The organism is Halomonas gemina, assembly GCF_023554995.1.
GTDB classification, from domain to species: Bacteria; Pseudomonadota; Gammaproteobacteria; order Pseudomonadales; family Halomonadaceae; genus Halomonas; species Halomonas gemina.
In genome coordinates, this window is the sequence record NZ_JAMJPK010000003.1 from 1 (window position 1) to 22,489 (window position 22,489).

Annotated in this window: 17 protein-coding genes; 7 read left to right on the forward strand and 10 right to left on the reverse strand. The window is 67.1% G+C overall.

The window, feature by feature from the left end; translation table 11 throughout:
- Positions 1-587: 587 nt before the first annotated feature.
- From prpD to M8009_RS06745, 6 genes are all read right to left on the reverse strand, one after another.
- Positions 588-2,069 (reverse strand): 2-methylcitrate dehydratase, encoded by a 1,482-nt coding sequence (prpD, locus tag M8009_RS06720; protein WP_250060064.1) that lies wholly within the window; start codon positions 2,067-2,069, stop codon positions 588-590.
- A 122-nt stretch (positions 2,070-2,191) separates the two neighbouring features.
- Positions 2,192-3,370, reverse strand: coding sequence for a 2-methylaconitate cis-trans isomerase PrpF (gene prpF, locus M8009_RS06725; protein ID WP_250060065.1), 1,179 nt, complete (start codon positions 3,368-3,370; stop codon positions 2,192-2,194).
- Positions 3,367-5,991: a Fe/S-dependent 2-methylisocitrate dehydratase AcnD gene (gene acnD / locus M8009_RS06730; protein ID WP_250060066.1), complete on the reverse strand. Its 2,625-nt coding sequence runs from the start codon at positions 5,989-5,991 to the stop codon at positions 3,367-3,369. The genes prpF and acnD overlap by 4 nt, the downstream gene beginning before the upstream one ends.
- A gap of 2 nt (positions 5,992-5,993) precedes the next feature.
- Positions 5,994-7,121 carry a bifunctional 2-methylcitrate synthase/citrate synthase gene (gene prpC, locus M8009_RS06735; RefSeq protein ID WP_250060067.1) on the reverse strand — a complete coding sequence of 376 codons (1,128 nt, stop codon included), beginning with the start codon at positions 7,119-7,121 and terminating at the stop codon, positions 5,994-5,996.
- Positions 7,122-7,171: 50 nt separating this feature from the next.
- On the reverse strand, positions 7,172-8,077 hold the full coding sequence (prpB, locus tag M8009_RS06740; RefSeq protein WP_250060068.1) for a methylisocitrate lyase: 906 nt from the start codon (positions 8,075-8,077) through the stop codon (positions 7,172-7,174).
- A gap of 31 nt (positions 8,078-8,108) precedes the next feature.
- Positions 8,109-8,822, reverse strand: coding sequence for a GntR family transcriptional regulator (locus tag M8009_RS06745; protein WP_250060069.1), 714 nt, complete (start codon positions 8,820-8,822; stop codon positions 8,109-8,111).
- A gap of 240 nt (positions 8,823-9,062) precedes the next feature.
- Here M8009_RS06745 and pabB point away from each other — a divergent pair, with 240 nt between their 5' ends.
- Both pabB and M8009_RS06755 read left to right on the forward strand, forming a co-directional pair.
- Positions 9,063-10,472 carry an aminodeoxychorismate synthase component I gene (pabB, locus tag M8009_RS06750; protein ID WP_250060070.1) on the forward strand — a complete coding sequence of 470 codons (1,410 nt, stop codon included), beginning with the start codon at positions 9,063-9,065 and terminating at the stop codon, positions 10,470-10,472.
- Positions 10,473-10,547: 75 nt separating this feature from the next.
- Complete coding sequence (locus M8009_RS06755; RefSeq protein ID WP_250060071.1) at positions 10,548-11,168, forward strand: phosphoadenosine phosphosulfate reductase domain-containing protein; 621 nt, start codon at positions 10,548-10,550, stop codon at positions 11,166-11,168.
- Between the two features lie 76 nt (positions 11,169-11,244).
- Here M8009_RS06755 and cysB read toward each other — a convergent pair whose 3' ends face one another.
- Positions 11,245-12,216 (reverse strand): HTH-type transcriptional regulator CysB, encoded by a 972-nt coding sequence (gene cysB / locus M8009_RS06760; RefSeq protein WP_250060072.1) that lies wholly within the window; start codon positions 12,214-12,216, stop codon positions 11,245-11,247.
- Positions 12,217-12,449: 233 nt separating this feature from the next.
- On the opposite strand from cysB, the gene trxA reads away from it, so the two are divergent.
- Positions 12,450-12,773 (forward strand): thioredoxin, encoded by a 324-nt coding sequence (gene trxA / locus M8009_RS06765; RefSeq protein ID WP_250060073.1) that lies wholly within the window; start codon positions 12,450-12,452, stop codon positions 12,771-12,773.
- Positions 12,774-12,837: 64 nt separating this feature from the next.
- Here trxA and M8009_RS06770 read toward each other — a convergent pair whose 3' ends face one another.
- Positions 12,838-13,932, reverse strand: a complete 1,095-nt coding sequence (locus M8009_RS06770; RefSeq protein ID WP_250060074.1) for an AI-2E family transporter — start codon at positions 13,930-13,932, stop codon at positions 12,838-12,840.
- Between the two features lie 125 nt (positions 13,933-14,057).
- Here M8009_RS06770 and M8009_RS06775 point away from each other — a divergent pair, with 125 nt between their 5' ends.
- Complete coding sequence (locus M8009_RS06775; protein ID WP_250060075.1) at positions 14,058-14,840, forward strand: SIMPL domain-containing protein; 783 nt, start codon at positions 14,058-14,060, stop codon at positions 14,838-14,840.
- 16 nt (positions 14,841-14,856) lie between these two features.
- Here the strand turns inward: M8009_RS06775 and serS are convergent, their stop codons facing one another.
- Positions 14,857-16,134: a serine--tRNA ligase gene (serS, locus tag M8009_RS06780; RefSeq protein ID WP_250060076.1), complete on the reverse strand. Its 1,278-nt coding sequence runs from the start codon at positions 16,132-16,134 to the stop codon at positions 14,857-14,859.
- A 210-nt stretch (positions 16,135-16,344) separates the two neighbouring features.
- Here serS and ydiJ point away from each other — a divergent pair, with 210 nt between their 5' ends.
- From ydiJ to M8009_RS06795, 3 genes are all read left to right on the forward strand, one after another.
- Complete coding sequence (gene ydiJ, locus M8009_RS06785; protein WP_250060077.1) at positions 16,345-19,464, forward strand: D-2-hydroxyglutarate dehydrogenase YdiJ; 3,120 nt, start codon at positions 16,345-16,347, stop codon at positions 19,462-19,464.
- Between the two features lie 66 nt (positions 19,465-19,530).
- Complete coding sequence (locus M8009_RS06790) at positions 19,531-19,731, forward strand: DUF2905 domain-containing protein (protein WP_250060078.1); 201 nt, start codon at positions 19,531-19,533, stop codon at positions 19,729-19,731.
- 79 nt (positions 19,732-19,810) lie between these two features.
- A complete protein-coding gene (locus tag M8009_RS06795; RefSeq protein ID WP_250060079.1) occupies positions 19,811-21,610 on the forward strand; it encodes a cation:proton antiporter in 1,800 nt (599 codons plus the stop codon).
- Positions 21,611-21,682: 72 nt separating this feature from the next.
- Here the strand turns inward: M8009_RS06795 and trpC are convergent, their stop codons facing one another.
- Positions 21,683-22,489, reverse strand: coding sequence for an indole-3-glycerol phosphate synthase TrpC (gene trpC / locus M8009_RS06800; RefSeq protein ID WP_250060080.1), 807 nt, complete (start codon positions 22,487-22,489; stop codon positions 21,683-21,685).

Consider the following 22,489-nt stretch of genomic DNA (forward strand, 5'->3'; position numbering starts at 1 on the left):
TCTGAGCCATGATCAAACTCTTCAGTTTAAAGTCTGATAGTTCCTAAGGTGGAACCAAACCTGGCTCAAGGTTCAAACGTCTCATTTGACGAGTCGCTTGCCTTGAATGTTGCAGTGACTGGTCACCAACATCCCGACAAGCGCCCACATGAATTACCTGATCGATTGTTAAAGAGCGGCTCCGATCTCGATGATGGGAGCGTCTCGCTTGCTGGCGTGGCCGGCTCTAGCGAGCGGCGGTCTCGTCAGCGCCCTGCGAGGAAGACGTATTCTACGTGATCGGCTGTCCGTGTCAACCCTGCGAGGCGTGCCGTGGCACCCTGCGGCTGATCGACAGGCCATCGAGATGGCGACCGATCGAGAGGCGGTATTTTACCGAATCGGGCGTTTCCGTCAAGCGGGAATTTCGTCAACTTGCTCGAAAAACCCAAACTGAAACAACCACTTCTGCCTCTTATCACCGCCTGCAACGTTGCCCGTCGCCGGCAGCGGATGCGTACTTTACGATCTGAGGCCGCAACACGCAACCCCTGTGCGTCAGAAAAATATAGCCCAGCATTCACGGCCGCGCCATGCCGCGAGTAAGCTCAGATCACGAAGAGGTCGACGAAACGGTTCACCGGGGTACGCTCCAGGCGTGCTTGCTCCTTGCACAGCGCCATGATTGTCTCGCAGCGGCCTGCCGGGAAACGGGTCGCCAGGTTGCGCCGGAACTTGTCCACCAGCAGCGGAATCCCCTCGGCCCGTCGACGACGATGGCCTACCGGGTATTCGACCTCGACCTTCTCCGTGGCACTGCCGTCCTTGAAGAAGACCTGGATGGCATTGGCGATGGAGCGCTTCTCGGGATCGTAGTAATCCTTCGAGTAGGCCTCATCCTCGACCACCTCCATCCTGGCGCGCAATGCATCGATGAGCGGGTTCGCCTTGTGGAACTCGTCCTCATAGTGCTCCGCGGTCAGGCTGCCGAAGATCAGCGGCACGGCGGTCATGTACTGCAGGCAGTGGTCGCGATCCGCCGGATTGGCCAGGTCACCCTCCTTGGAGATGATGCGTATCGCCGAATCGTGGGTGGTCAACACGATGCGGTCGATCTCTTCAAGGCGGTCCCTGACCTGGGGATGCAGGGTGACGGCGGCCTCGCAGGCCGTCTGGGCGTGGAACTCGGCCGGGAAGGAGATCTTGAAGAGGATGTTCTCCATCACGTAGCTGCCGAACTCGCGCTGGAAGGTAAACTTGCGCTCCGCTTCGGGCTTGAGCGCCAGGTCCCGATTGGTATGGCTGAAGAGGATGTCATAGAACCCCCACTGCGGGGCGGAGAGCGCCCCGGGGATGCCCATCTCGCCGCGCAGGGCGATATCGGCGAGACGTACGGCGCGTGACGTGGCATCTCCGGCGGCCCAGCTCTTTCGGGAGCCGGCGTTGGGGGCATGACGGTAGGTACGCAGGCTCTGGCCATCGACCCAGGCATGGGAAAGCGCCGAGAGCAACTGCTCGCGATCGGCGCCCATCAGCTTGGCAACCACGGCGGTCGAGGCCACCTTGACCAGCACCACATGATCGAGGCCCACGCGGTTGAAGGAGTTGTCCAGCGCCAGCACGCCCTGGATCTCGTGGGCCATGACCATGGACTCCAGCACCTCGCGCATGGTCAGCGGCGAGTCGCCCTGGGCCAGGCGCTTCTGGGAGAGGTGATCGGCCACGGCCAGGATAGCCCCCAGATTGTCCGAGGGGTGCCCCCACTCCGCCGCCAGCCAGGTGTCGTTGTAGTCGAGCCAGCGGATGATAGCCCCGATGTCCCAGGCCGCCTTGACCGGGTCCAGCCGGAACGAGGTGCCCGGCACGCGGGCGCCATGGGGCACCACGGTGCCCTCGACCAGCGGCCCGAGGTGCTTGGTACACTCCGGGAAGCGCAGCGCCAGCAGGCCGCACCCCAGGGTATCCATCAGGCAATGACGGGCGGTATCCAGCGCCTCGCTGCTCTCGATCGTGAAGCCGAGGATATAATCGGCGATCTTCTGCAGTTCGACGTCATAGTCCGGCCGCACATTGGCTTCCACGGTACTCATGCTCATCTCCTGTTGCCCTGCCGAGCAAACGCCCTTGATCCGTGTCCTTCACTATAGAAGACGCCCCGAGTCCTGGGACCCGAGGCGTATTTCCATCGACGAGACCAGGCACAACGCCGGCCTTAGAAACTATCGCCGGGAACGCGGACCCAGCCCTCCATCAGCACCCGGGCGCTGCGGCTCATCACCGCCTGGTCGATCATCCAGCGGCCGTCCACCAGGCTCGCCTCGGCGCCCACACGCAGAGTGCCGGAGGGATGGCCGAAGGTCACCGCGTTGCGCTTGCCGCCGCCGGCGGCCAGGTTGACCAGGGTGCCCTCGATGGCGGCGGCCGAGGCGATGGCCACCGCCGCGGTGCCCATCATGGCGTGGTGGAGCTTGCCCATGGAGAGCGCCCGCACCAGCAGGTCAACCTCCTCGGCCTTGACCTGCCTGCCGCTGGAGGAGAGATAGTCGGCCGGCGGGGCCACGAAGGCCACCTTGGGGGTATGCTGGCGGGCCGCCGCCTCGCTGAGGTCGGCGATCAACCCCATGCGCACCGCACCATGGGCGCGGATGGTCTCGAACATCTCCAGCGCCTTGGCGTCGCCGTTGATCGCCTCCTGCAGTTCGGTCCCGGCATAGCCGAGAGCGGCGGCGTCGACGAAGACGGTCGGGATGCCGGCATTGATCATGGTCGCCTTGAGGGTGCCTACCCCGGGCACCTCCAGGTCATCCACCAGGTTGCCGGTCGGGAAGATGGCGCCCTCGCCGTCTGCCGGGTCCTTGAAGGCCACCGGCACCTCGGCGGCCGGGAAGGTTACCCCGTCCAGTTCGAAGTCACCGGTCTCCTGCACCTCGCCGTCCGTGATCGGCACTCGGGAAACGATGGTCTTGCCGATGTTGGCCTGCCAGATGCGCACCTCGGCCTCGCCGTTCTGCGGGATGCGCGTCGGGTCCACCAGTCCGTTGCTGATCGCGAAGGGTCCCACCGCCGCCGAGAGGTTGCCGCAGTTGCCGCTCCAGTCGACGAAGGCCTTGTCGATGGAGACCTGGCCGAACAGGTAGTCCACGTCGTGTTGGGGGCTCTCGCTCTTCGACAGGATCACCGTCTTGCTGGTGCTGGAGGTGGCGCCACCCATGCCGTCGATCTGCTTCTGGTAGGGATCGGGGCTGCCGATCACCCGCATCAGCAGCCGATCACGGGCCTCGCCCGGGACCTGCGCGGCCTCCGGCAGGTCGGTGAGCCTGAAGAAGACGCCCTTGCTGGTGCCGCCACGCATGTAGGTGGCGGGAATCCTTATCTGGGGTAGCTGGCTCATGCGCTCGCCACCTCCTCACTCCCCGCACCTTCCAGGAAGTCCTTGGCGAAGCGCTGCAGCACGCCGCCGGCGGAGTAGACCGTCACTTCCTCGGCGGTATCCAGGCGACAGGTCACCGGCACGCGGTCGGCCTCGCCGGTCTTGCGGTGGATGACAAGCTCCAGGGTCGCGCCGGGCTCAGGCTTGCCTTCCACGTCGTAGGTCTCGGTACCGTCGAGCTGCAGGGTGTGGCGAGTGGTGCCCTCCTGGAACTGCAGCGGCATCACGCCCATGCCGATCAGGTTGGTGCGATGGATACGCTCGAAGCCCTCGGCGACGATCGCCTCGACCCCGGCCAGGGCCACGCCCTTGGCCGCCCAGTCGCGCGAGGAACCCTGGCCATAGTCGGCGCCGGCGATGACGATCAGCGGCTGCTTGCGCTCCATGTAGGTCTCGATGGCCTCCCACATGCGGGTCACCTCGCCTTCCGGCTCGATGCGCGCCAGCGAGCCCTGCCTCACCTCGCCGTTCTCGTCGCGGACCATCTCGTTAAACAGCTTAGGGTTGGCCAGGGTCGCCCGCAGGGCGGTGAGGTGGTCGCCGCGATGGGTGGCGTAGGAATTGAAGTCCTCCTCCGGCAGGCCCATCTTGTGCAGGTACTCCCCCGCCGCGCTGTCCATCATGATGGCGTTGGACGGCGACAGGTGGTCGGTGGTGATGTTGTCCGGCAGGATCGCCAGCGGCCGCATGCCCTTGAGCGCACGCACCGCCGCCATGTTGCCCTCCCAGTAGGGCGGGCGGCGGATGTAGGTGCTCTGCGGTCGCCAGTCGTAGAGCGGGCTCTCGGCCGGCTCAAAGGCGTCCAGGTCGAACATCGGGATATAGACCTGCTTGAACTGCTCCGGCTTGACGAACTCGCCGACGATGGCGTCGATCTCCTCGTCGGAGGGCCAGAGGTCCTTGAGGGTCACCGGGTTACCCTTCGGGTCGGTGCCCAGCACGTCCTTCTCGATGTCGAAGCGCACCGTGCCGGCGATGGCATAGGCCACCACCAGCGCCGGCGAGGCCAGGAAGGCCTGCTTGGCGTAGGGGTGGATGCGGCCATCGAAGTTGCGGTTGCCGGAGAGCACCGCGGTGGCGTAGAGGTCGCGGTCGATGATCTCCTGCTGGATCTTCGGGTCCAGCGCGCCGGACATGCCGTTACAAGTGGTGCAGGCATAGGCGACGATACCGAAGCCGAGCTTCTCCAGCTCGGAGAGCAGGCCCGCCTCTTCCAGGTAGAGTCGCGCGACCTTCGACCCCGGCGCGAAGGAGGACTTCACCCAGGGCTTGCGCACAAGACCCAGCTCGTTGGCCTTCTTGGCCAGCAGGGCGGCGCCCACCACGTTGCGCGGGTTGGAGGTGTTGGTGCAGCTGGTGATGGCGGCGATGATCACCGCGCCATCGGGCATCCTGCCCGCCTTCTCCTCCGCCTGGGCCTTGTCATAGTCCACGGCGACACCGCGCTCGTGCAGGGCGCTGGTGGGCAGGCGACGGTGCGGGTTGGAGGGGCCCGCCAGGTTGCGCTCGACGCTGGACAGATCGAAGGTCAGCACGCGCTCGTACTGGGCGCCGGCCAGGCTGTCAGCCCACAGGCCGGTCTGCTTGGCGTAGGTCTCGACCAGTTCGACCTGCTCCGGCTCGCGGCCGGTGAGCGTGAGGTAGTCGAGGGTCTGCTCATCGATGTAGAACATCGCCGCCGAGGCGCCATACTCCGGGGTCATGTTGGAGATGGTGGCGCGGTCGCCGATGGTGAGGCTCTTGGCCCCCTCGCCGAAGAACTCCAGATACGCCCCTACCACCCGCTCGCGGCGCAGGAACTCGGTGATCGCCAGCACGATATCGGTGGCGGTGATGCCCGGCTTGGGCTTGCCGGTCAGCTCCACGCCGACGATGTCGGGCAGGCGCATCATGGAGGGACGGCCCAGCATCACGGTCTCGGCTTCGAGGCCACCCACGCCGATGGCGATCACCCCCAGGCAGTCGATATGCGGGGTGTGGCTGTCGGTGCCCACGCAGGTGTCGGGGAAGGCCACGCCGTCGCGTGCCTGGACCACCGGTGACATCTTCTCCAGGTTGATCTGGTGCATGATGCCGTTGCCGGCGGGAATCACGTCGACGTTCTCGAAGGCGGTCTTGGTCCACTCGATGAAGTGGAAGCGATCCTCGTTGCGACGATCCTCGATGGCGCGGTTCCTGTCGAAGGCGTCCTTCTCGAAGCCGGCGTGCTCCACGGCCAGGGAGTGGTCGACAATCAGCTGGGTCGGCACCACCGGGTTGACCTTGGCGGGATCACCGCCCTGCTCGGCGATGGCATCACGCAGGCCGGCCAGGTCGACGAGTGCCGTCTGGCCGAGGATGTCGTGGCACACCACCCGCGCCGGGTACCAGGGGAAGTCCAGGTCGCGGCGACGCTCGATCAGCTGCTTGAGCGCATCGGTGAGCAGATCGGGCTCGCAGCGGCGCACCAGCTGCTCGGCGAGCACCCGGGAGGTATAGGGAAGGGTGTCGTAGGCACCGGGCTGGATCGCCTCGACGGCCGCACGCACGTCGAAATAGTCCAGCTCGGTGCCGGGAAGCGGTTTACGGTAGTCGGTATTCATACTCAACCCCGATTCTCGATCGGCACCCACTCGCTCTTCTCGGGGCCGACGTAGTCGGCGCTCGGGCGGATGATGCGGTTGTTGGCGCGCTGCTCGAAGACATGGGCACACCAGCCGGTGACCCGCGAACAGACGAAGATCGGCGTGAACAGCTTGGTGGGGATGTCCATGAAGTGATAGGCGCTGGCGTGGAAGAAGTCGGCGTTGCAGAACAGCTTCTTCTCGCGCCACATCACTTCCTCGACGCGCTCGGAGACCGGGTAGAGCACGCTGTCACCGACATCCTCGGCTAGCTGCTTAGACCAGTGCTTGATGATGGCGTTGCGCGGATCGGACTCGCGGTAGATCGCGTGGCCGAAGCCCATGATCTTGTCCTTGCGCTCGAGCATGCCGAGGATCTCGCGCTCGGCCTCTTCCGGCGATTGCCAGTCCTCGATCATCGCCATGGCCGCCTCGTTGGCACCGCCATGCAGCGGGCCGCGCAGCGAGCCGATGGCGCCGGTCACGCAGGAGTGCATGTCGGAGAGGGTCGAGGCACAGACACGCGCGGTAAAGGTCGAGGCGTTGAATTCGTGCTCGGCATAGAGGATCAGCGAGACGTTCATCACCCGGGCATGCAGCTCGGAGGCCGGCTCGTCGCGCAGCAGGTGCAGGAAATGGCCACCCACCGACTCGTCATCGGTCTCGGTCTCGATGCGCACGCCATCGTGGCTGAAGCGATACCAGTAGCAGATGATCGACGGCAGCACGGCCAGCAGGCGGTCGGAGACGTCCTGCTGCTCATCGAAGCTCTGCTCGGTCTCCAGGTTGCCCAGCATGGAGGCGCCGGTGCGCATCACGTCCATGGGATGGGCGTCCTTGGGGATCTGCTCGAGGACGGTCTTGAGCGCGTCGGGCAGGCCGCGCAGGCCCTGGAGCTTGCTGATGTAGGCGTCGAGCTCGGCCTGGTTGGGCAACTTGCCCTTGAGCAGCAGGTAGGCGACCTCCTCGAACTTCGCCTTCTCGGCCAGTTCCTTGATGTCGAAGCCGCGATAGGTCAGGCCCGAGCCGGTCTTGCCGACGGTGCACAGGGCCGTGGTGCCGGCACTCTGGCCGCGCAGGCCGCTGCTGCTGACGGGTTTGTCTGCCATGTGGTATCTCCTTGTGAATCGATTCTTATCGGTTTGACGGCCGCGCAGCGTTACGCCTCGCCGCCCTTCTCCGCGAGCTGGTTTTCGGCAAACAGCGCGTCGAGCTTGCGCTCGAAGTCGTGGTAGTTGAGGAAGTCGTAGAGCTCGTCACGGGTCTGCATCAGCTCCACCACGTCCTTCTGGTGGCCGTTGTCGTGGATGCTCTGGTAGACCTTGAGGGCCGCGGCATTCATGGCGCGGAAGGCGGACAGCGGGTAGAGCACCATGCGGCATCCCACCTCGCTCAGCTCCTGCTGGGTGAACAGCGGCGTGGCCCCGAACTCGGTGATGTTGGCCAGGATCGGCGCGTCGACGCGCTCGCAGAAGGCCCGGTAGTCCTCGAGGGTGTGCACCGCCTCGGCGAAGATGGCATCGGCACCGGCCTCGATGCAGGCCTGCGAACGCTCGATGGCGGCATCCAGGCCATCCTTCTGGAAGGCGTCGGTACGCGCGATCAGGGTGAAGTCGGGGTCGAGGCGCGCATCGGCGGCGGCCTTGATGCGGTCGACCATCTCCTGCTTGGAGACGATCTCCTTGTTGGGGCGATGGCCGCAGCGCTTCTGGGCGACCTGGTCCTCGAGGTGGACGGCGGCCACCCCGGCGCGCTGCATCTCCTTGACGGTGCGGGCGATGTTGAAGGCCCCGCCCCAGCCGGTGTCGATATCCACCAGGAGAGGCACCTCGGTGGCGCCGCAGATGCGGTGGGCATCCTCGACCACGTCATTCATGGTAGTCATGCCGAGATCGGGCAGGCCGAAGGAGGCATTGGCCACGCCGCCGCCGGAGAGGTAGATGGCCTGATGGCCCACCCGCTCGGCCATCATGGCGGTGTAGGCATTGATGGTACCGACGATGGGCAGCGGGCGATTGGCCTCGAGGGCGGCGCGAAAACGCGCACCGGGGGTCTGCTGGGTCATGCTGGGTCTCCTCATGTTGTCCGGGTCGGCCTCAGGTGGTCGCCTCGGCTTCCTGCTTGAGAGTAGCGGCGTAGCGGTCGGCCACGTTGGCCCGGGAAGCGCTGACGTGGCGGCGCATCAGCAGTTCGGCCAGCTCGGCGTCGCCAGCCTCGATGGCATCGACGATGCGGTGGTGTTCGACGAAGGCGCGCTGGGGACGGGTGCCGCTGGCACTGAACTGGGTACGATAGAGCCGTACCAGGTAGTAGAGGTCGTCGCAGAGCATGCCCATCAGCATCTTGTTGTGGCTGCCCTGGACGATGCGGAAGTGGAAGTCCAGGTCACCCTCGCGCTGATAGTAGGCCTCGCCGCGGCGCAGGTCGGCCTGGCGCTCGTGCATGGCCAGCACCTCACGCAGCCCGGCGATTTCCTCGGCGGTCATGTGTTCGGCGGCGAGCCGAGCGGCCATGCTCTCCAGCGCCTCGCGCACGTCGAAGAGTTCGAGCAGCTCCTTCATGGTGAGCTTGACCACCCGGGCCCCGACATGGGGCACCCGTTCGATCAGGCGGTGCACTTCCAAGCGGCGCATGGCCTCCCTGAGCGGCCCGCGAGAGATGCCGTAGGCCCGTGACAACCCCGGCTCGGTGATCTTGCTGCCCGGTGCCAGCTCGCCCCTGACGATGGCATCCTGCAGCTGCTGGAAGACCCGCTCCGCCAGGGTACGGACTTCCGGAGTTGTGGCCTGTTCCGGTGCGACTGAGTTCATGGCAATTGTCGACAATCAAGTGATGGGAGAACTTTAGACACTGCCTTCCTCGGGGTCAACAGGCCGGCAGGCCGGAAGGGATTAACCTTTGGTTGTAGACAACCTGTGGCGCTCACCCATCAATGTCGACAATGATCGCGCCTCGGGAACGGACCGATAGCGTTGATCGGGGCGGCGACGGGAAGGACAAGCCGGCTCTCGAAGCCTAGAATGGGGCGCCTGTTCCGGGAAGACGCCGTGATGACACTACCGATCGAGATCACCCCCCTGCCCTACCGCGAGGATCCGCTGGGTTACTTCGCGGCCCTGCGCGACAGGCCCGGTGCCGTGCTGCTCGACAGCGGTCGCCCGAAGGCACCGGGTGGCCGCTACGACATCCTCAGCTGCGACCCCCTCGCGCTGCTCGAGGTCGACGCCGCCGGGTGCGTGCAGGGGGACCCGGCGCTGGCGGGACTCTCCCCCTTCGCCGCCCAGCAGGCGCTGCTCGACCGGCTGGATGGCGAGGCGCCGGACAGCCGGCTGCCGTTTCTCGGCGGGCTGATCGGCTACTGGAGCTACGACCTCGGACAGCGACTCGAGCCGGTGGCCGGACAGGCCCGGCAGGCGGTCACGCTGCCGGCGAGCCGGGTCGGCCTCTATGACTGGGCGCTGATCCAGGACCACGACTGCCGGCAGAGCTGGCTGGTGGGCAGTGCCTCACGACGCCGCCAGGTGCTTGAGTGGCTGGACGCGCCGGCACCTCCGGCGGCGGGGTTCCGCCTCACCGCCCCTTTCGCCGCCGAGCTCAGCCGCGACGACTACCTGGCACGCTTTGCCACGGTGCAGGACTACATCCGCGCCGGCGACTGCTACCAGATCAACCTGGCTCAGCGCTTCAGCGCCCCCTTCGAGGGTGACCTCTGGGCGGCCTACCGTCGACTCCGCGACGCCACACCCACCCCCTTCGCCGGCTACCTGGCCTGGGACGACAAGGCGATCCTCTCGCTCTCCCCGGAGCGCTTCCTGCTCTGCCGGGAGGGTCGGGTCGAGACCCGCCCCATCAAGGGTACACGGCCGCGCGGCGCGACCCCCGAGGAGGACCGGCGGCTGGCCCGTGAGCTGGCCGAGAGCCTCAAGGACCGGGCCGAGAACGTGATGATCACCGACCTGCTCCGCAATGACCTGGGGCGGGTCTGCCGGCCCGGCAGCGTGCGGGTACCCCAGCTCTGCGGCCTGGAGAGCTACGCCAACGTGCACCATCTGGTGAGCGTGATCGTCGGCGAACTGGCGGCAGGCCAGCGGCCCATGGACCTGCTGGCCGCCGCCTTCCCCGGCGGCTCCATCACCGGCGCGCCCAAGGTACGTGCCATGCAGATCATCGACGAGCTGGAACCCAGCCGCCGCAGCGCCTATTGCGGCAGCCTCGGCTACGTGGACGTGCGCGGTCGGATGGACACCTCCATCGCCATCCGCAGCGTGGTGGCCGACGGCGGAGCGCTGCACCTGTGGGGCGGGGGCGGCCTGGTCGCCGACTCCCGCGGCGAGGAGGAGTACACCGAGACCCTGGACAAGATCCGCCACCTGATGCGGGCCCTGATGGCGGCCAGCCCTGACTCATTATGGAATAAGAAGCCAGACTATTTAATCCATCAAGGAATAGATATCCAATGAATCGGTATTGGGGAAGGCCTCGCCGGCTCTGCTAGGGTAGCTCCAGACTCAAGACCACCTGCCCGGGAGCCCCTCATGGAGCCGCAACTCGACGTCATCAACCGGGAGCTCGGCAACGATCCCGAGGCCCTGATCCGCTGGGCGCTGGATCAGGGACAGCGGCCGATCTGCACGACCAACTTCCGCCCCTTCGAGGCCGTGATCCTGCACCTGGTCACGCGCCAGCAGCCGGATATCCCGATCGTCTGGATGGACAGTGGCTACAACACCGAGGCCACCTACCGCTTCGCCGATGACCTGATCCGGCGCCTGAACCTCAACCTGGTGAGCTATCTGCCACGGCGCTCGCGGGCCCATCGCGAGGCACTGGAGGGCCCCGCCCCGGGGATCGAGGATCCGCGCCACGCGGCCTTCACCCGGGAGGTGAAGCTCGAACCCTTCGAGCGCGCCCTGCGCGAGATGGCACCGGATGTCTGGTTCACCGCCCTGCGCGCCGAGGACACCCCCGAGCGTGCCCGCATGACAGCGGTGAGCCGCAACGCCGACGGCCTGCTGAAGGTCTCCCCCCTGCTGCACTGGACGGCCCGCGACCTCTATCACTACCTGCAGGCCCACGACCTGCCCAACAACTTCGACTACTTCGACCCCACCAAGGTCGAGGAGAAGCGCGAGTGCGGGCTGCACCTTCAGCATTAGATGAACGCTGGATGACGTCGCGGGCGAGACCGCCCGCGACAGCGACAGAGGGAGAGGACGAAAAGCAGAGCCACCCTCAGCGTGAAGGCAGCGCAATATCCTTGAAGAGCGCCTCCTCGTGACGCGGGCCGGCGACAAGTGCCGCGTCGACCAGATCCCGCGTCAGATGGCCGGCAAAGCCTTCCAGGAAGTCATACATATAGCCGCGCATGAAGGTGCCCCGGCGAATGCCGATCTTGGTGGTGGAACTCGCGAAGAGGTGGCCGGCCTCCACGGCCACCAGGTCGGTGTCGTGCTCGGCATCCACCGCCATGTGGGCAACGATGCCCACTCCCATCCCCAGGCGCACGTAGGTCTTGATCACATCGGCATCGGCCGCGGTGAGCACCACGTTGGGCGTCAGCCCCCTTGCGCGGAAGGCATCATCGAGCTGGGAGCGCCCGGTGAAGCCGAACACGTAGGTGACCAGCGGGTAGTCCGCCAGGGCCTCCAGCGTCAGGGTCTCCATCTCGGCCAGCGGGTGTCCCTGGGGCACCAGGATGCAGCGGTTCCAGCGATAGCAGGGCAGCAGCACCAGGTCGTTGAAGAGTTCGAGGGACTCGGTGGCAATGGCGAAGTCGGCCTGGCCATCGCTGACCATCTGGGCGATCTGCTTCGGGGTGCCCTGCTGCATGTGCAGGGCCACGTCGGGATACTTCTGGGTGAAGTCGCGGATCACCGGCGGCAGCGCATAACGCGCCTGGGTGTGGGTGGTGGCGATCGCCAGGCTGCCGCGACGCTCGTCACTGTGCTCCTGGGCAACCTCCTTGATGTTCTCGGCAAGCCTCAGCACCTGCCCGGCCAGTTCGATGATCGCCTGCCCTGCGGGAGTCACGCGGGTCAGGTGCTTGCCGCTGCGGGCGAAGATCTCGACACCAAGCTCGTCCTCGAGCAGGCGGATCTGCTTGGAGATGCCCGGCTGGGAGGTGAAGAGACTCTGGGCAGTGGCCGAGACGTTGAGATTGTGGCGCGACACCTCCCAGATGTAGCGCAGCTGCTGTAGCTTCATGGCCGCCCTCCCTCGCGTGTCATAGGGTCTTTAAAAGACCCGCAAGACATAAAAAAATAATCCATGATCGCTTTATAGCATAACCTGGCCGGGCAGGTGCAACCGCTTTCCTGCGCCCTGCCACACGGCGGGGATTTGCCAGCACTTCGGTCGACCGCTAACATCGTCCGACCGAGCATGCCCTGCATGTCACCCCATCCGCTCGATACAGCGCAACGAAACTGGAGAATCACATGGCCAATAACGTCGATGTCACCAATGCCAACTTCGAGCAGGAAGTCCTCAAGGCCGATACGCCGGTCCTGCTCAAGTTCTGGGCCCCCTGGTGTGGTCCCTGCAAGGTGATGGCACCGGTGGTCGACGAGGTCGCCGAAGAGCGCACCGGCAACCTCAAGGTCGTCAGCATCAACGTGGACGATGCCCCCGAGATCGCCGCCGAGCAGGGCGTGCGTGGCGTGCCGACCGTGATGCTGTTCAAGTCCGGCACCAAGGTCGCCTCCCTGGTCGGCGCCCAGTCAAAGTCACAGCTCTCCCAATTCATCGACCAGAACGCCTGATCCCGCGACTCCCGCACGACCGCTTCGCCCCGGCCATCGCCGGGGCGATGTCGTCTCGCGTCCCCTACTCCTCGTCACGCTCCGAGATCGGGCGGTCGGCCTTCTCGACCGGCGCCCCGTCCCCCGGCCCCAGCAGGTGGGCGATCCAGCGGGTCTCGGGATGGCTGTCCAGGGCGATCTTCAGGGTCATGGTCAGCACCACCGAGAGCAGCATCCCCACCGCCCCGAAGATCCAGCCCCACACCACCAGCGACAGGAAGGCCACGAAGGTCGAGAGCCCCAGCGCCCGCCCCATCACCCGCGGCTCGAGGATATTACCCATCACGAAGTTGACCCCCAGGTAGGCCGCGGCAAGCAGCAGCGCACCGAACATTCCGCCGCCCGGGGACACCAGCAGCAACAGTACCGGCGGCACCGCCGCGATGGCCGAACCGATGTTGGGAATATAATTCAGGGCAAAGGCCAGCACCGCCCAAAGCAGCGGAAACTCCACCCCCAGCAGCTTGCAGGCCACCCAGATCAGCGCGCCGGTCGCCAGGCTGATCAGCGTCTTCACGGCCAGGTAGCGCTTGAGGGTCCGGCTGAATTCGTTGAAGCGGCGCAGGCTAGGGGCCGGATTGACCAGGGCACGGGAGACCTTGTCGCGGAAGTTGAGTGTCTCGAAGAGCAGGAACATCACCAGCAGGGCCACGATGACGCTCTGCATCATCAGGTTGCCCACCTCGCCGAGCACCGTGGGAATCCAGTTGCCGAACTGCTCGGCATCCAGCAGCTCGGCCAGCCGATTGGTATCGATGGCAAGTCCCAGCCCGGCCAGCCCGTCGAGCAGGCCCAGGTAGTACTGGTAGAGCTTCTGCTCGATGCCTGGCAGGGAATCGACGAAGGTGCCGAAGCTGTTGACCAGCAGCAGGCCGAGCAGGGAGAGGAAGCCACCGATCACCACCAGCGTCAGCCACACGGCCAGCCGCGTGCTCAGCCCGAGGCGATGCAGCCACTGCACGGGCGCGGTGCAGACGACCGCGATGAACAGCGACAGCAGCAGTGGCACCAGCAGGCTGGACCCCGCCCGCATGCCTGCGACGATCACCACCAGGGCGGCCAGTGCCAGAGTAAGGTTGAGGGGAATGGTACTCGACTTGCTGTCTTGGGAATGGGGCATGCCCGGACTCACGACCGTTGAAAGTCTGCTCATCATGCCGGGGCGGGCGGCAATTGCAAAGGACGGGAACCATCCCCGTCCGGCGTTCTCGAACCCAGTGCCCGCCATGCGACAAGGAGAACGCCATGCCGATTGCCCGCCCGTTGCGCCCACTGCTCCTGCCGGCCCTGGCTGCGCTGGTGATCGCGGCCTCGCCGCCGATGCTGCCCCACGCCCACGCCGAGGAGACGCCGCGCCGGCTGGAGGTCCAGGCCGAGGCCGAAATGGAGGTGGTGCCGGATCGTGCCACGCTCAGTGCTCGCCTCTGGGAACACACGCCTGCCATCGCCCAGCGCGAGGCGACCGCGAACGACCCGGATGCCCTGCGCGAGGCCCGCGACCGGCTGGAAGCCCGTGCCGCCGGCTTGATTCGCGCCCTGGAGGAGGCCGGCCTTGCGCGCGAGGCGATCCGCGCCGGCTCCCTGAACGTGCAACCCGAGCACCTGCCGGGCGAGCCGCACGCGGAGGGTGAGCGCGAGACGCTGGTTCGCACCCGCCTCGAGCGCCCGATTCGTCTCCAGCTCGATGACCTCGAGCAACTTCCCAGGCTGCTCGATGCCCTGACCGAGGCCGGCGTGGATTCCCTGGACGGCGTGAGCTATGACCTGGCGGATCGCGACGGCGCAACCGACCAGGCGCTGGTCAAGGCGCTGGAGAAGGCCCGCCACAAGGCCACCCTGATGGCCGAGACACTGGGCATCGGCCTGGGTGAGGTGATCGCCGTGAGCGAGACCCGCTCGCCGGTCTTCCAGCCGCGGATGATGGCCATGACTGCCGATGCCCGGGAGAGCCTGCCACAGGCCGAGTACCGCCCCGGTACCATCAGCATCGAGGCGGGCGTCAGCGTCAGCTGGGCGATCGCGCAGTAGCGCCGAGCAAAGGGCGTCAGGCGTTGATCGATTCGACCCCGCCCATATAGGGACGCAGCACCTCGGGGATGCCGATCGAGCCATCGGCCCGCTGGTGGTTCTCCATCACCGCCAGCAGGCAACGCCCCACCGCCAGGCCGGAGCCGTTGAGGGTGTGCAGCAGCTGCGGCTTCTTCTGCTCGGGGTGGCGGAAGCGTGCCTGCATGCGCCGCGCCTGGAACGCCTCGCAGTTGGAGACCGAGGAGATCTCGCGGTAGGTGTCCTGGCTAGGCAACCACACCTCCAGGTCGTAGGTCTTGGCCGCCCCGAAGCCCATGTCGCCGGTACACAGCGTCACCACGCGATAGGGCAGCTCCAGCGCCTGGAGGATCGCCTCGGCGTGGCCGCGCATCTCCTCCAGGGCCTCGTAGCTGGTGGCCGGGTCGACCAGCTGCACCATCTCGACCTTGTCGAACTGGTGCTGACGGATCATGCCCCGGGTGTCGCGGCCATGGGAGCCCGCCTCGCTGCGAAAGCACGGCGTGTGAGCGGTGAGCTTCATGGGCAGCGCACGGTAATCGAGAATCTCGTCACGGGCGAAGTTGGTCAGCGGCACCTCGGCGGTGGGAATCAGGTGGTAGCCGCGCTCGTCGTCGAGGCGAAACAGGTCCTCGCCGAACTTCGGCAGCTGGCCGGTGCCGTGGAGCGACGCCTCGTTGACCATGTAGGGGACGTAGCACTCCTCGTAGCCATGCTCGAGGGTCTGCTTGTCGAGCATGAACTGGGTCAGCGCCCGATGCAGCCGCGCGATGGGGCCACGCATCACTGCGAAGCGGGAGCCGGTCAGCTTGGCCGCCAGGTCGAAGTCGAGGTGGCCCTTGAGCGCCCCCAGGTCGACATGGTCGCGCACCGCGAAGTCGAAGGCGTGCGGCGTCCCCCAGCGGTGGAGCTCGACGTTGTCCTCCTCGCTATCGCCCACCGGCACGCTCTCGTGGGGCAGGTTGGGCAGGCCGCTGACCACCTCGTCCCACTCGGCCTGCACCTCGGCCAGGCGCGCCTTGGCGACGTCCAGCTCATTGCCGAGGTCGGAGACCTCATCGAGCAGCGGCTGGATATCCTCGCCCTGGGCCTTGGCCTTGCCGATCGCCTTGGAGCGGGTGTTGCGCTCGGCCTGCAGGGACTCGGTCTCAGCCTGGAGCTCGCGCCGCCGAGACTCCAGCGCCTCGAGACGGTCGGTGTCGAGGACGAAGCCCCGCTTGGCCAGTCGGTGGGCGACCATTTCGAGGTCGCTGCGCAGCAGTTTGGGGTCGAGCATGGCATCCAGTCCGTTGCAGTCGTGAAGTGGGTAATTGCCAGGGCCGGGAGCGCCGGCAAGGGCATCGGCAAACAGGGCGACCATTGTAGGCAAAAGGCCACAGCGGCGCCACGCGCCCCCCGTCGCCCGGGAAGCCCGGCCATCGGGATGCGCGGCACCACCCTCTCGCGGTAGAGTAACGCCATTCTCTACTCCCCAGACAAGAGCGCCATGATCGCACGACTGGATACCGCCGACTCGCGCCGCATCGAGGGCCTCGCCGCTCCCTACCTGCGCTTCCTGGATGCCCTGCGCGAGGCGGGCTTCGAGGGCGAGATCGCCCCGGACTATGCCGCCCGCACGGTGCTGGCCACCGACAACTCCATCTACCAACGCCTGCCCCAGGCCGTGCTCTATCCCAGGCACGGTGCCGACCTCGAACGCATCGCCCGACTGGCCGGCCGTGACGAGCACCGCCAGGTGGCCCTGACACCCCGTGGCGGCGGCACCGGCACCAACGGCCAGTCGCTCACCGACGGCCTGGTGGTGGATGTCTCGCGGCACATGAACGCGATCCTCGAGATCGACGTGGAGAAGCGCCGGGTGCGGGTCCAGGCCGGCGTGGTCAAGGACCAGCTCAATGCGGCGCTGAAGCCCCACGGGCTCTTCTTCGCCCCGGACCTCTCCACCTCCAACCGCGCCACCATCGGCGGCATGATCGCAACCGACGCCAGCGGCCAGGGGAGCTGCGAGTACGGCAAGACCCGTGACCATGTGCTCGAGCTCGAGACCCTGCTGCTGGGCGGCGAGCGCCTGGTAAGCCGCCCGGTGGAGGAGCCCGAGCTCACGGCGCTGTGTGGGCGTGCTGATGCCACCGGCCGCGCCTTCCGCACGGCCCGGGAGATCATCGATACCCAGGGTGCGCTGATCGCCGAGAAGTTTCCGCCGCTCAACCGCTGCCTGACCGGCTACGACCTGGCGCACCTGCGCGACGCCGAGGGTCGCCTCGACATCAACAGCCTGCTGTGCGGCTCGGAGGGCTCGCTGGGCCTGCTCGACGAGGCGGTGCTTAAGGTGCTGCCGATCCCGAAGCACTCGACCCTGGTCAACGTGCGCTATGCCGGCTTCATGGAGGCCCTGCGCGATGCCAAGGCGCTGATGGCAAGCAGCGCGCAGCCCACCTCCATCGAGACGGTGGACGACACCGTGCTGATGCTGGCCATGGAGGACTTCGTCTGGGACAGCGTGGCGGCATTCTTTCCCTCGGGAGAGACGCCGGTGCGCGGCATCAACCTGGTGGAGTTCAACGACGACGACCCCGAGCGGCTGAATGATCGCGTCGCCGCCTTCTGCCGTCACCTGGAGGCGGACGAAAGCGTGCCCCGCCTGGGTTATACGCTGGCCGAGGGGCGCGAGCAGATCCAGCGGGTCTACGGGATGCGCAAGCGCGCCGTGGGCCTGCTGGGGAACGCCAAGGGCGAGAAACGCCCGATTCCCTTCGTCGAGGACACCGCGGTGCCACCGGAGCACCTGGCCGACTTCATCAGTGAGTTCCGCGCTGCCCTGGACGCCCGCGGCCTCGCCTACGGCATGTTCGGCCACGTGGACGCCGGGGTGCTGCACGTGCGGCCGGCCATCGACATGAAGGACCCGGCCCAGGAGCGGCTGATCCGCGAGGTCTCCGACGAGGTGGCCGAGCTGACCCGCAAGTACCACGGTTTGCTGTGGGGGGAGCACGGCAAGGGTGTGCGCTCGGAGTATTCGCCGACGTTCTTCGGTGAACTCTACCCCAGCCTGCAGCGGGTCAAGGCGGCCTTCGACCCCCACAACCAGCTCAACCCCGGCAAGATCGCCTCGCCACTCGCCGTCTCCCGAGACATCGAGGCACAGCCCGTGACCTGGGTCGACCCCAACCTGCTGACCATCGACGGCGTACCCACCCGCGGCCAGTTCGACCGCCAGATCAACGAGCGGGTCTGGCAGGCCCACGCCGCCACGGTCTACTGCAACGGCAACGGCGCCTGCTACAACTACGACCCCGATGACGCCATGTGCCCGTCGTGGAAGGCCACCCGCGACCGCATCCACTCGCCCAAGGGGCGCGCCAGCCTGATCCGCGAGTGGCTGCGCCTGCAGGGCGAGGCCGGCGTCGACCTGGTCGAGGAGTCGAGAAAGAAGAAGGCCGAGGGCGTCTGGGGCTTCGTCAGGGACTTCCCGCTGCGACTCAGGAATACCCTGGCCAGGCGGCGCGGCGAGGAGGACTTCTCCCACCAGGTGTATGACGCCATGGCGGGGTGTCTGGCCTGCAAGTCCTGCGCCGGGCAGTGCCCGGTCAAGGTCAATGTCCCGGACTCCCGCTCGCGCTTCCTCGAGGTCTACCACGGCCGCTACCTGCGCCCGCTGGGCGACTACCTGGTGGGCGGCATGGAGTTCCTGGTGCCGACGCTGGCCCGGGTGGCGCCGCTCTATAACGCCGCCCTGGGCAACCGCCTGGTCGGCCGCCTGCTGGCCGGGCCGCTCGGCCTGGTGGACAGCCCGCGCCTCTCCCGCGCCAGCCTGAAGAAGCAGCTCGCCGCCTGGGGCGTGGCCGAGGCAACCCCGACGTCGCTCGGCCTGCTCACCGAGGCGCAGAAGGCCCGCAGCGTGGTGCTCGTCCAGGACGCCTTCACCAGCCACTTCGAGGCCAGGCTGGTGATGGATATCGTCGAACTGCTCTCACGCCTGGACGTGCGGGTCTTCGTCGCGCCCTACTCGCCCAACGGCAAGCCGCTCGATGTCCAGGGCTTCCTGGGCGCCTTCGAGCGTACCGCCGAGAAGCAGGCCAGACACCTCAGGACCCTGGCCGAGTTCGGCGTGCCGCTGGTGGGCATCGACCCGGCCATGACCCTGACCTATCGCCAGGAGTACGTGAAGGCGCTGGGCCCGAACGCCGTGCCCGAGGTGCTGATGCTGCAGGAGTGGCTGGTGACCCAGGCCGCCCGGCTGGCACCCCCTGGCCTGAGCGTCGATGACCCGGGCTTCCGGCTGCTCTCCCACTGCACCGAGAAGACCAACGCCCCGGGCAGCCCGAAGGCCTGGCAGCAGCTGTTTGCCGCCTTCGGCCTGGAGCTTGAACTGGTCGCCACCGGCTGCTGCGGCATGTCGGGCACCTACGGCCACGAGGCGCGCAACCGCGAGACATCCCGGACCATCTACGCCCAGTCGTGGCAGCCGGTGGTGGAGGACGAGGCCAGCGCCGGTCGCCTGCTGGCCACCGGCTACTCCTGCCGCAGCCAGGTGAAGCGGTTCTCGGACCAGGGCCTGTCCCATCCGCTGCAGGCCCTGCTGGCGGTGCTCAAGCGGAGCCGATAGCGACCCTTCGCCCGCCGGCCCTGTCGGCGGGCCGCCCTCGGCATGTCGCGACAGGAGGCAAGAGGCATGAACCGCACCCTGATCCTCGTCGGGCTGCTGATCGTCGCCATCGGCCTGCTCTGGCCCTGGCTGTCGCGGCTGCCCCTCGGCCACCTGCCCGGTGACGTCGTGATCCGCCGCGAGAACCTCACCTTCTACTTCCCGATCACCACCATGATCCTGGTCAGCCTGGCGATCTCGGCGCTCCTCTGGCTCTTCCAGCGCTGAGCCCAGGCGCGACGCGGCGATTGTCGGACCCATCGGCAGTGACTAATCTGCAGACTGCCCCCTCGCCAGGAAGCTCGCCATGGAAAGCCCCGCCGTCCTGCTCACCGGCATCGGTCTGCTCTCCCTCGCCTGCCAGTGGCTAGCCTGGCGGCTCAAGGTCCCCGCCATCCTACCGCTGCTGCTCATCGGCATCCTGATCGGGCCGATCACCGGCCTGCTCGACCCCGACGCCCTGCTCGGCGACCTGCTCTTCCCGCTGGTCTCGCTGGCCGTGGCGGTGATCCTCTTCGAGGGCAGCCTGACCCTGAGCTTCGCCGAGCTGCGTGGCCACGGCCATACGGTGCGTCGCCTGGTGACCTGGGGCGTGCTGATCACGGCGGTGATCAGCACCCTCGCCGCCCGCTGGCTGCTCGAGCTGTCATGGGGAATGGCCAGCGTGCTCGGTGCCCTACTGGTGGTCACCGGCCCCACCGTCGTACTGCCCCTGCTCGAGACCCTGCGCGCCAAGCAGTCCCTGTCCCAGATCCTGCGCTGGGAGGGCATCCTCATCGATCCCATCGGCGCCATCGGCGCGGTGCTGGTCTACGAGTACGTGGTCATCGGCGCCTCGGGGGAGGCCTTCATGCATACCCTGGGGCTGTTCGGCCTGACCGCCCTGATCGGCTTCGGCCTGGGCGGCCTGGGCGGTTACCTCTGGGGCTGCGTGCTGCGCCACCACTGGCTGCCGCGCCAGCTGCACAGCTTCGGCACCCTGATGGTCATGCTGACCCTCTATACCCTCTCCAACCAGCTCTTCCACGAGTCCGGCCTACTGACCGTCACGGTGATGGGCGTATGGATGGCCAACATGCCACGGGTACCCACCGGGCCCATCGTCGAGTTCAAGGAGACCCTGTCGGTACTGCTGATCTCGGGCCTCTTCATCCTGCTCGCCGCTCGGCTCGGCCTCGATCAACTGGCCCTTCTGGGCTGGCCGGCCTGGGCCTACCTCGCCGTGCTGATGCTGGTGGCACGGCCGCTGACCGTCTGGCTCTGCACGGCGGGCAGCGGACTCGACTGGCGGGAGAAGGCGCTGCTGGCCTGGGTCTCGCCACGGGGCATCGTGGCGGCGGCGGTGGCCTCGCTGTTCGCCCTCAAGCTCGAGGTAGAGGGCATCGAAGGCGCAGCAATGCTGGTGCCGGTGACCTTCCTGGTGATCATCGCCACGGTAGTGATCCAGAGCCTGCTCTCGCGCCCCATCGCCCAAGCCCTCGGCGTCACCACGCCGCCGCCGCGGGGCTTCCTGATCCTCGGCGCCAACCCGGTGGCGCGTGCCATGGGCCAGGCGCTCCAGGAGGCCGGCTTCGCGGTGCGCCTCTGCGACCATGACCGGGACGCCCTCGAGGCGGCCCGCATGGCGGGCCTGCCGACCTATTTCGGCAACCCGGCCTCGGAACATGCCCAGGAGCACCTGGAGATGGCCGGTCTGGGCCACTTCCTGCCGCTCTCGCCCTATCGCGAGCAGAACGACCTGGCCGCCCTGCACTTCGAGGGGGTGCTGGGCCACGGCAAGGTCTTTCGCGTCGAGGTCAGTGGGGAGCAGGCTTCCTCGCGGGAGCGCCCCAGGCAACTGACCGAGCTGCCGCGCCTGTTCGGCGAGGCGGTCACCTGGGACAAGCTGGCGAGCCTGGTGGCCCAGGGGGCGGAAGTGAGAACCACGCGACTGCATGAGACCTTCGACGTGGACGCCTATGTCACGACCCATGCGCATCGCCTGCTGCCGCTGTTCTGCATCGATGCCCAGGACCGGATCCGCGTCGCCAGCGACCAGTCACCGCTCGAACCGCTACCGGGAGAGAGCCTGATCAGCCTGGTCTATGCGGACTCTCCCGCCTTCTGAACCGTGCCCGCGACCGGATACGACAGCGGGCAGCCCAAAGGCTGCCCGCTGTCGCTCGCGCAGGACGGTCGATCAGAAGAAGAGTCGCCGCAGCGCCTGACCGGGGTCGGCCTCGCGCATGAAGGCCTCGCCCACCAGGAAGGCATTGACGTCGTGTTCGCGCATGCGCAGCACGTCGTCGCGGGTATGGATGCCGGACTCGGTGACCACGCTGACGCCGGGGGGAATCCGCGGCAGCAGCTCCAGGGTGGTCTCGAGCCGGGTGTCGAAGGTGTGCAGGTCGCGATTGTTGATGCCCACCAGGGCGAGGTCGAGCTTGAGGGCCCGGTCGAGTTCCAGGGCGTCGTGGACCTCCACCAGCACGTCCATCCCCAGCGCCACGGCCTGTCGATGCAGGTCCGCCATGCGGGCGTCGTCGAGGGCGGCGACGATCAACAGGATGCAGTCGGCACCCAGGGCGCGGGCCTCGCTGACCTGGTAGCCGTGGGTGATGAAGTCCTTGCGGATCACCGGTAGCTCGCAGGCCTCGCGCGCCTCGATCAGGAAGTCCTCGTGGCCCTGGAAGAAGTCGGCATCGGTGAGCACCGAGAGGCAGGCCGCTCCGCCCTCGGCGTAGCTCGCCGCGATCTCGCCGGGGCGGAAGTCCTCGCAGATCACCCCCTTGGAGGGCGAGGCCTTCTTGATCTCGGCGATCACCGCCGGGTCGCCGGCCTGGATGGCACGGTCAAGCGCGGCGACAAAGCCCCGCGGCGCTGCCTGTTCGGCGGCCAGGCGCAGCAGCTCCTGCTCGGAGACAACGCGGCGCCGTTCGGCGACCTCTTCCTCCTTGCGGGCCAGGATGCGCTCGAGGATGGTGGGCAGGGGACGGGATTCGGTCAT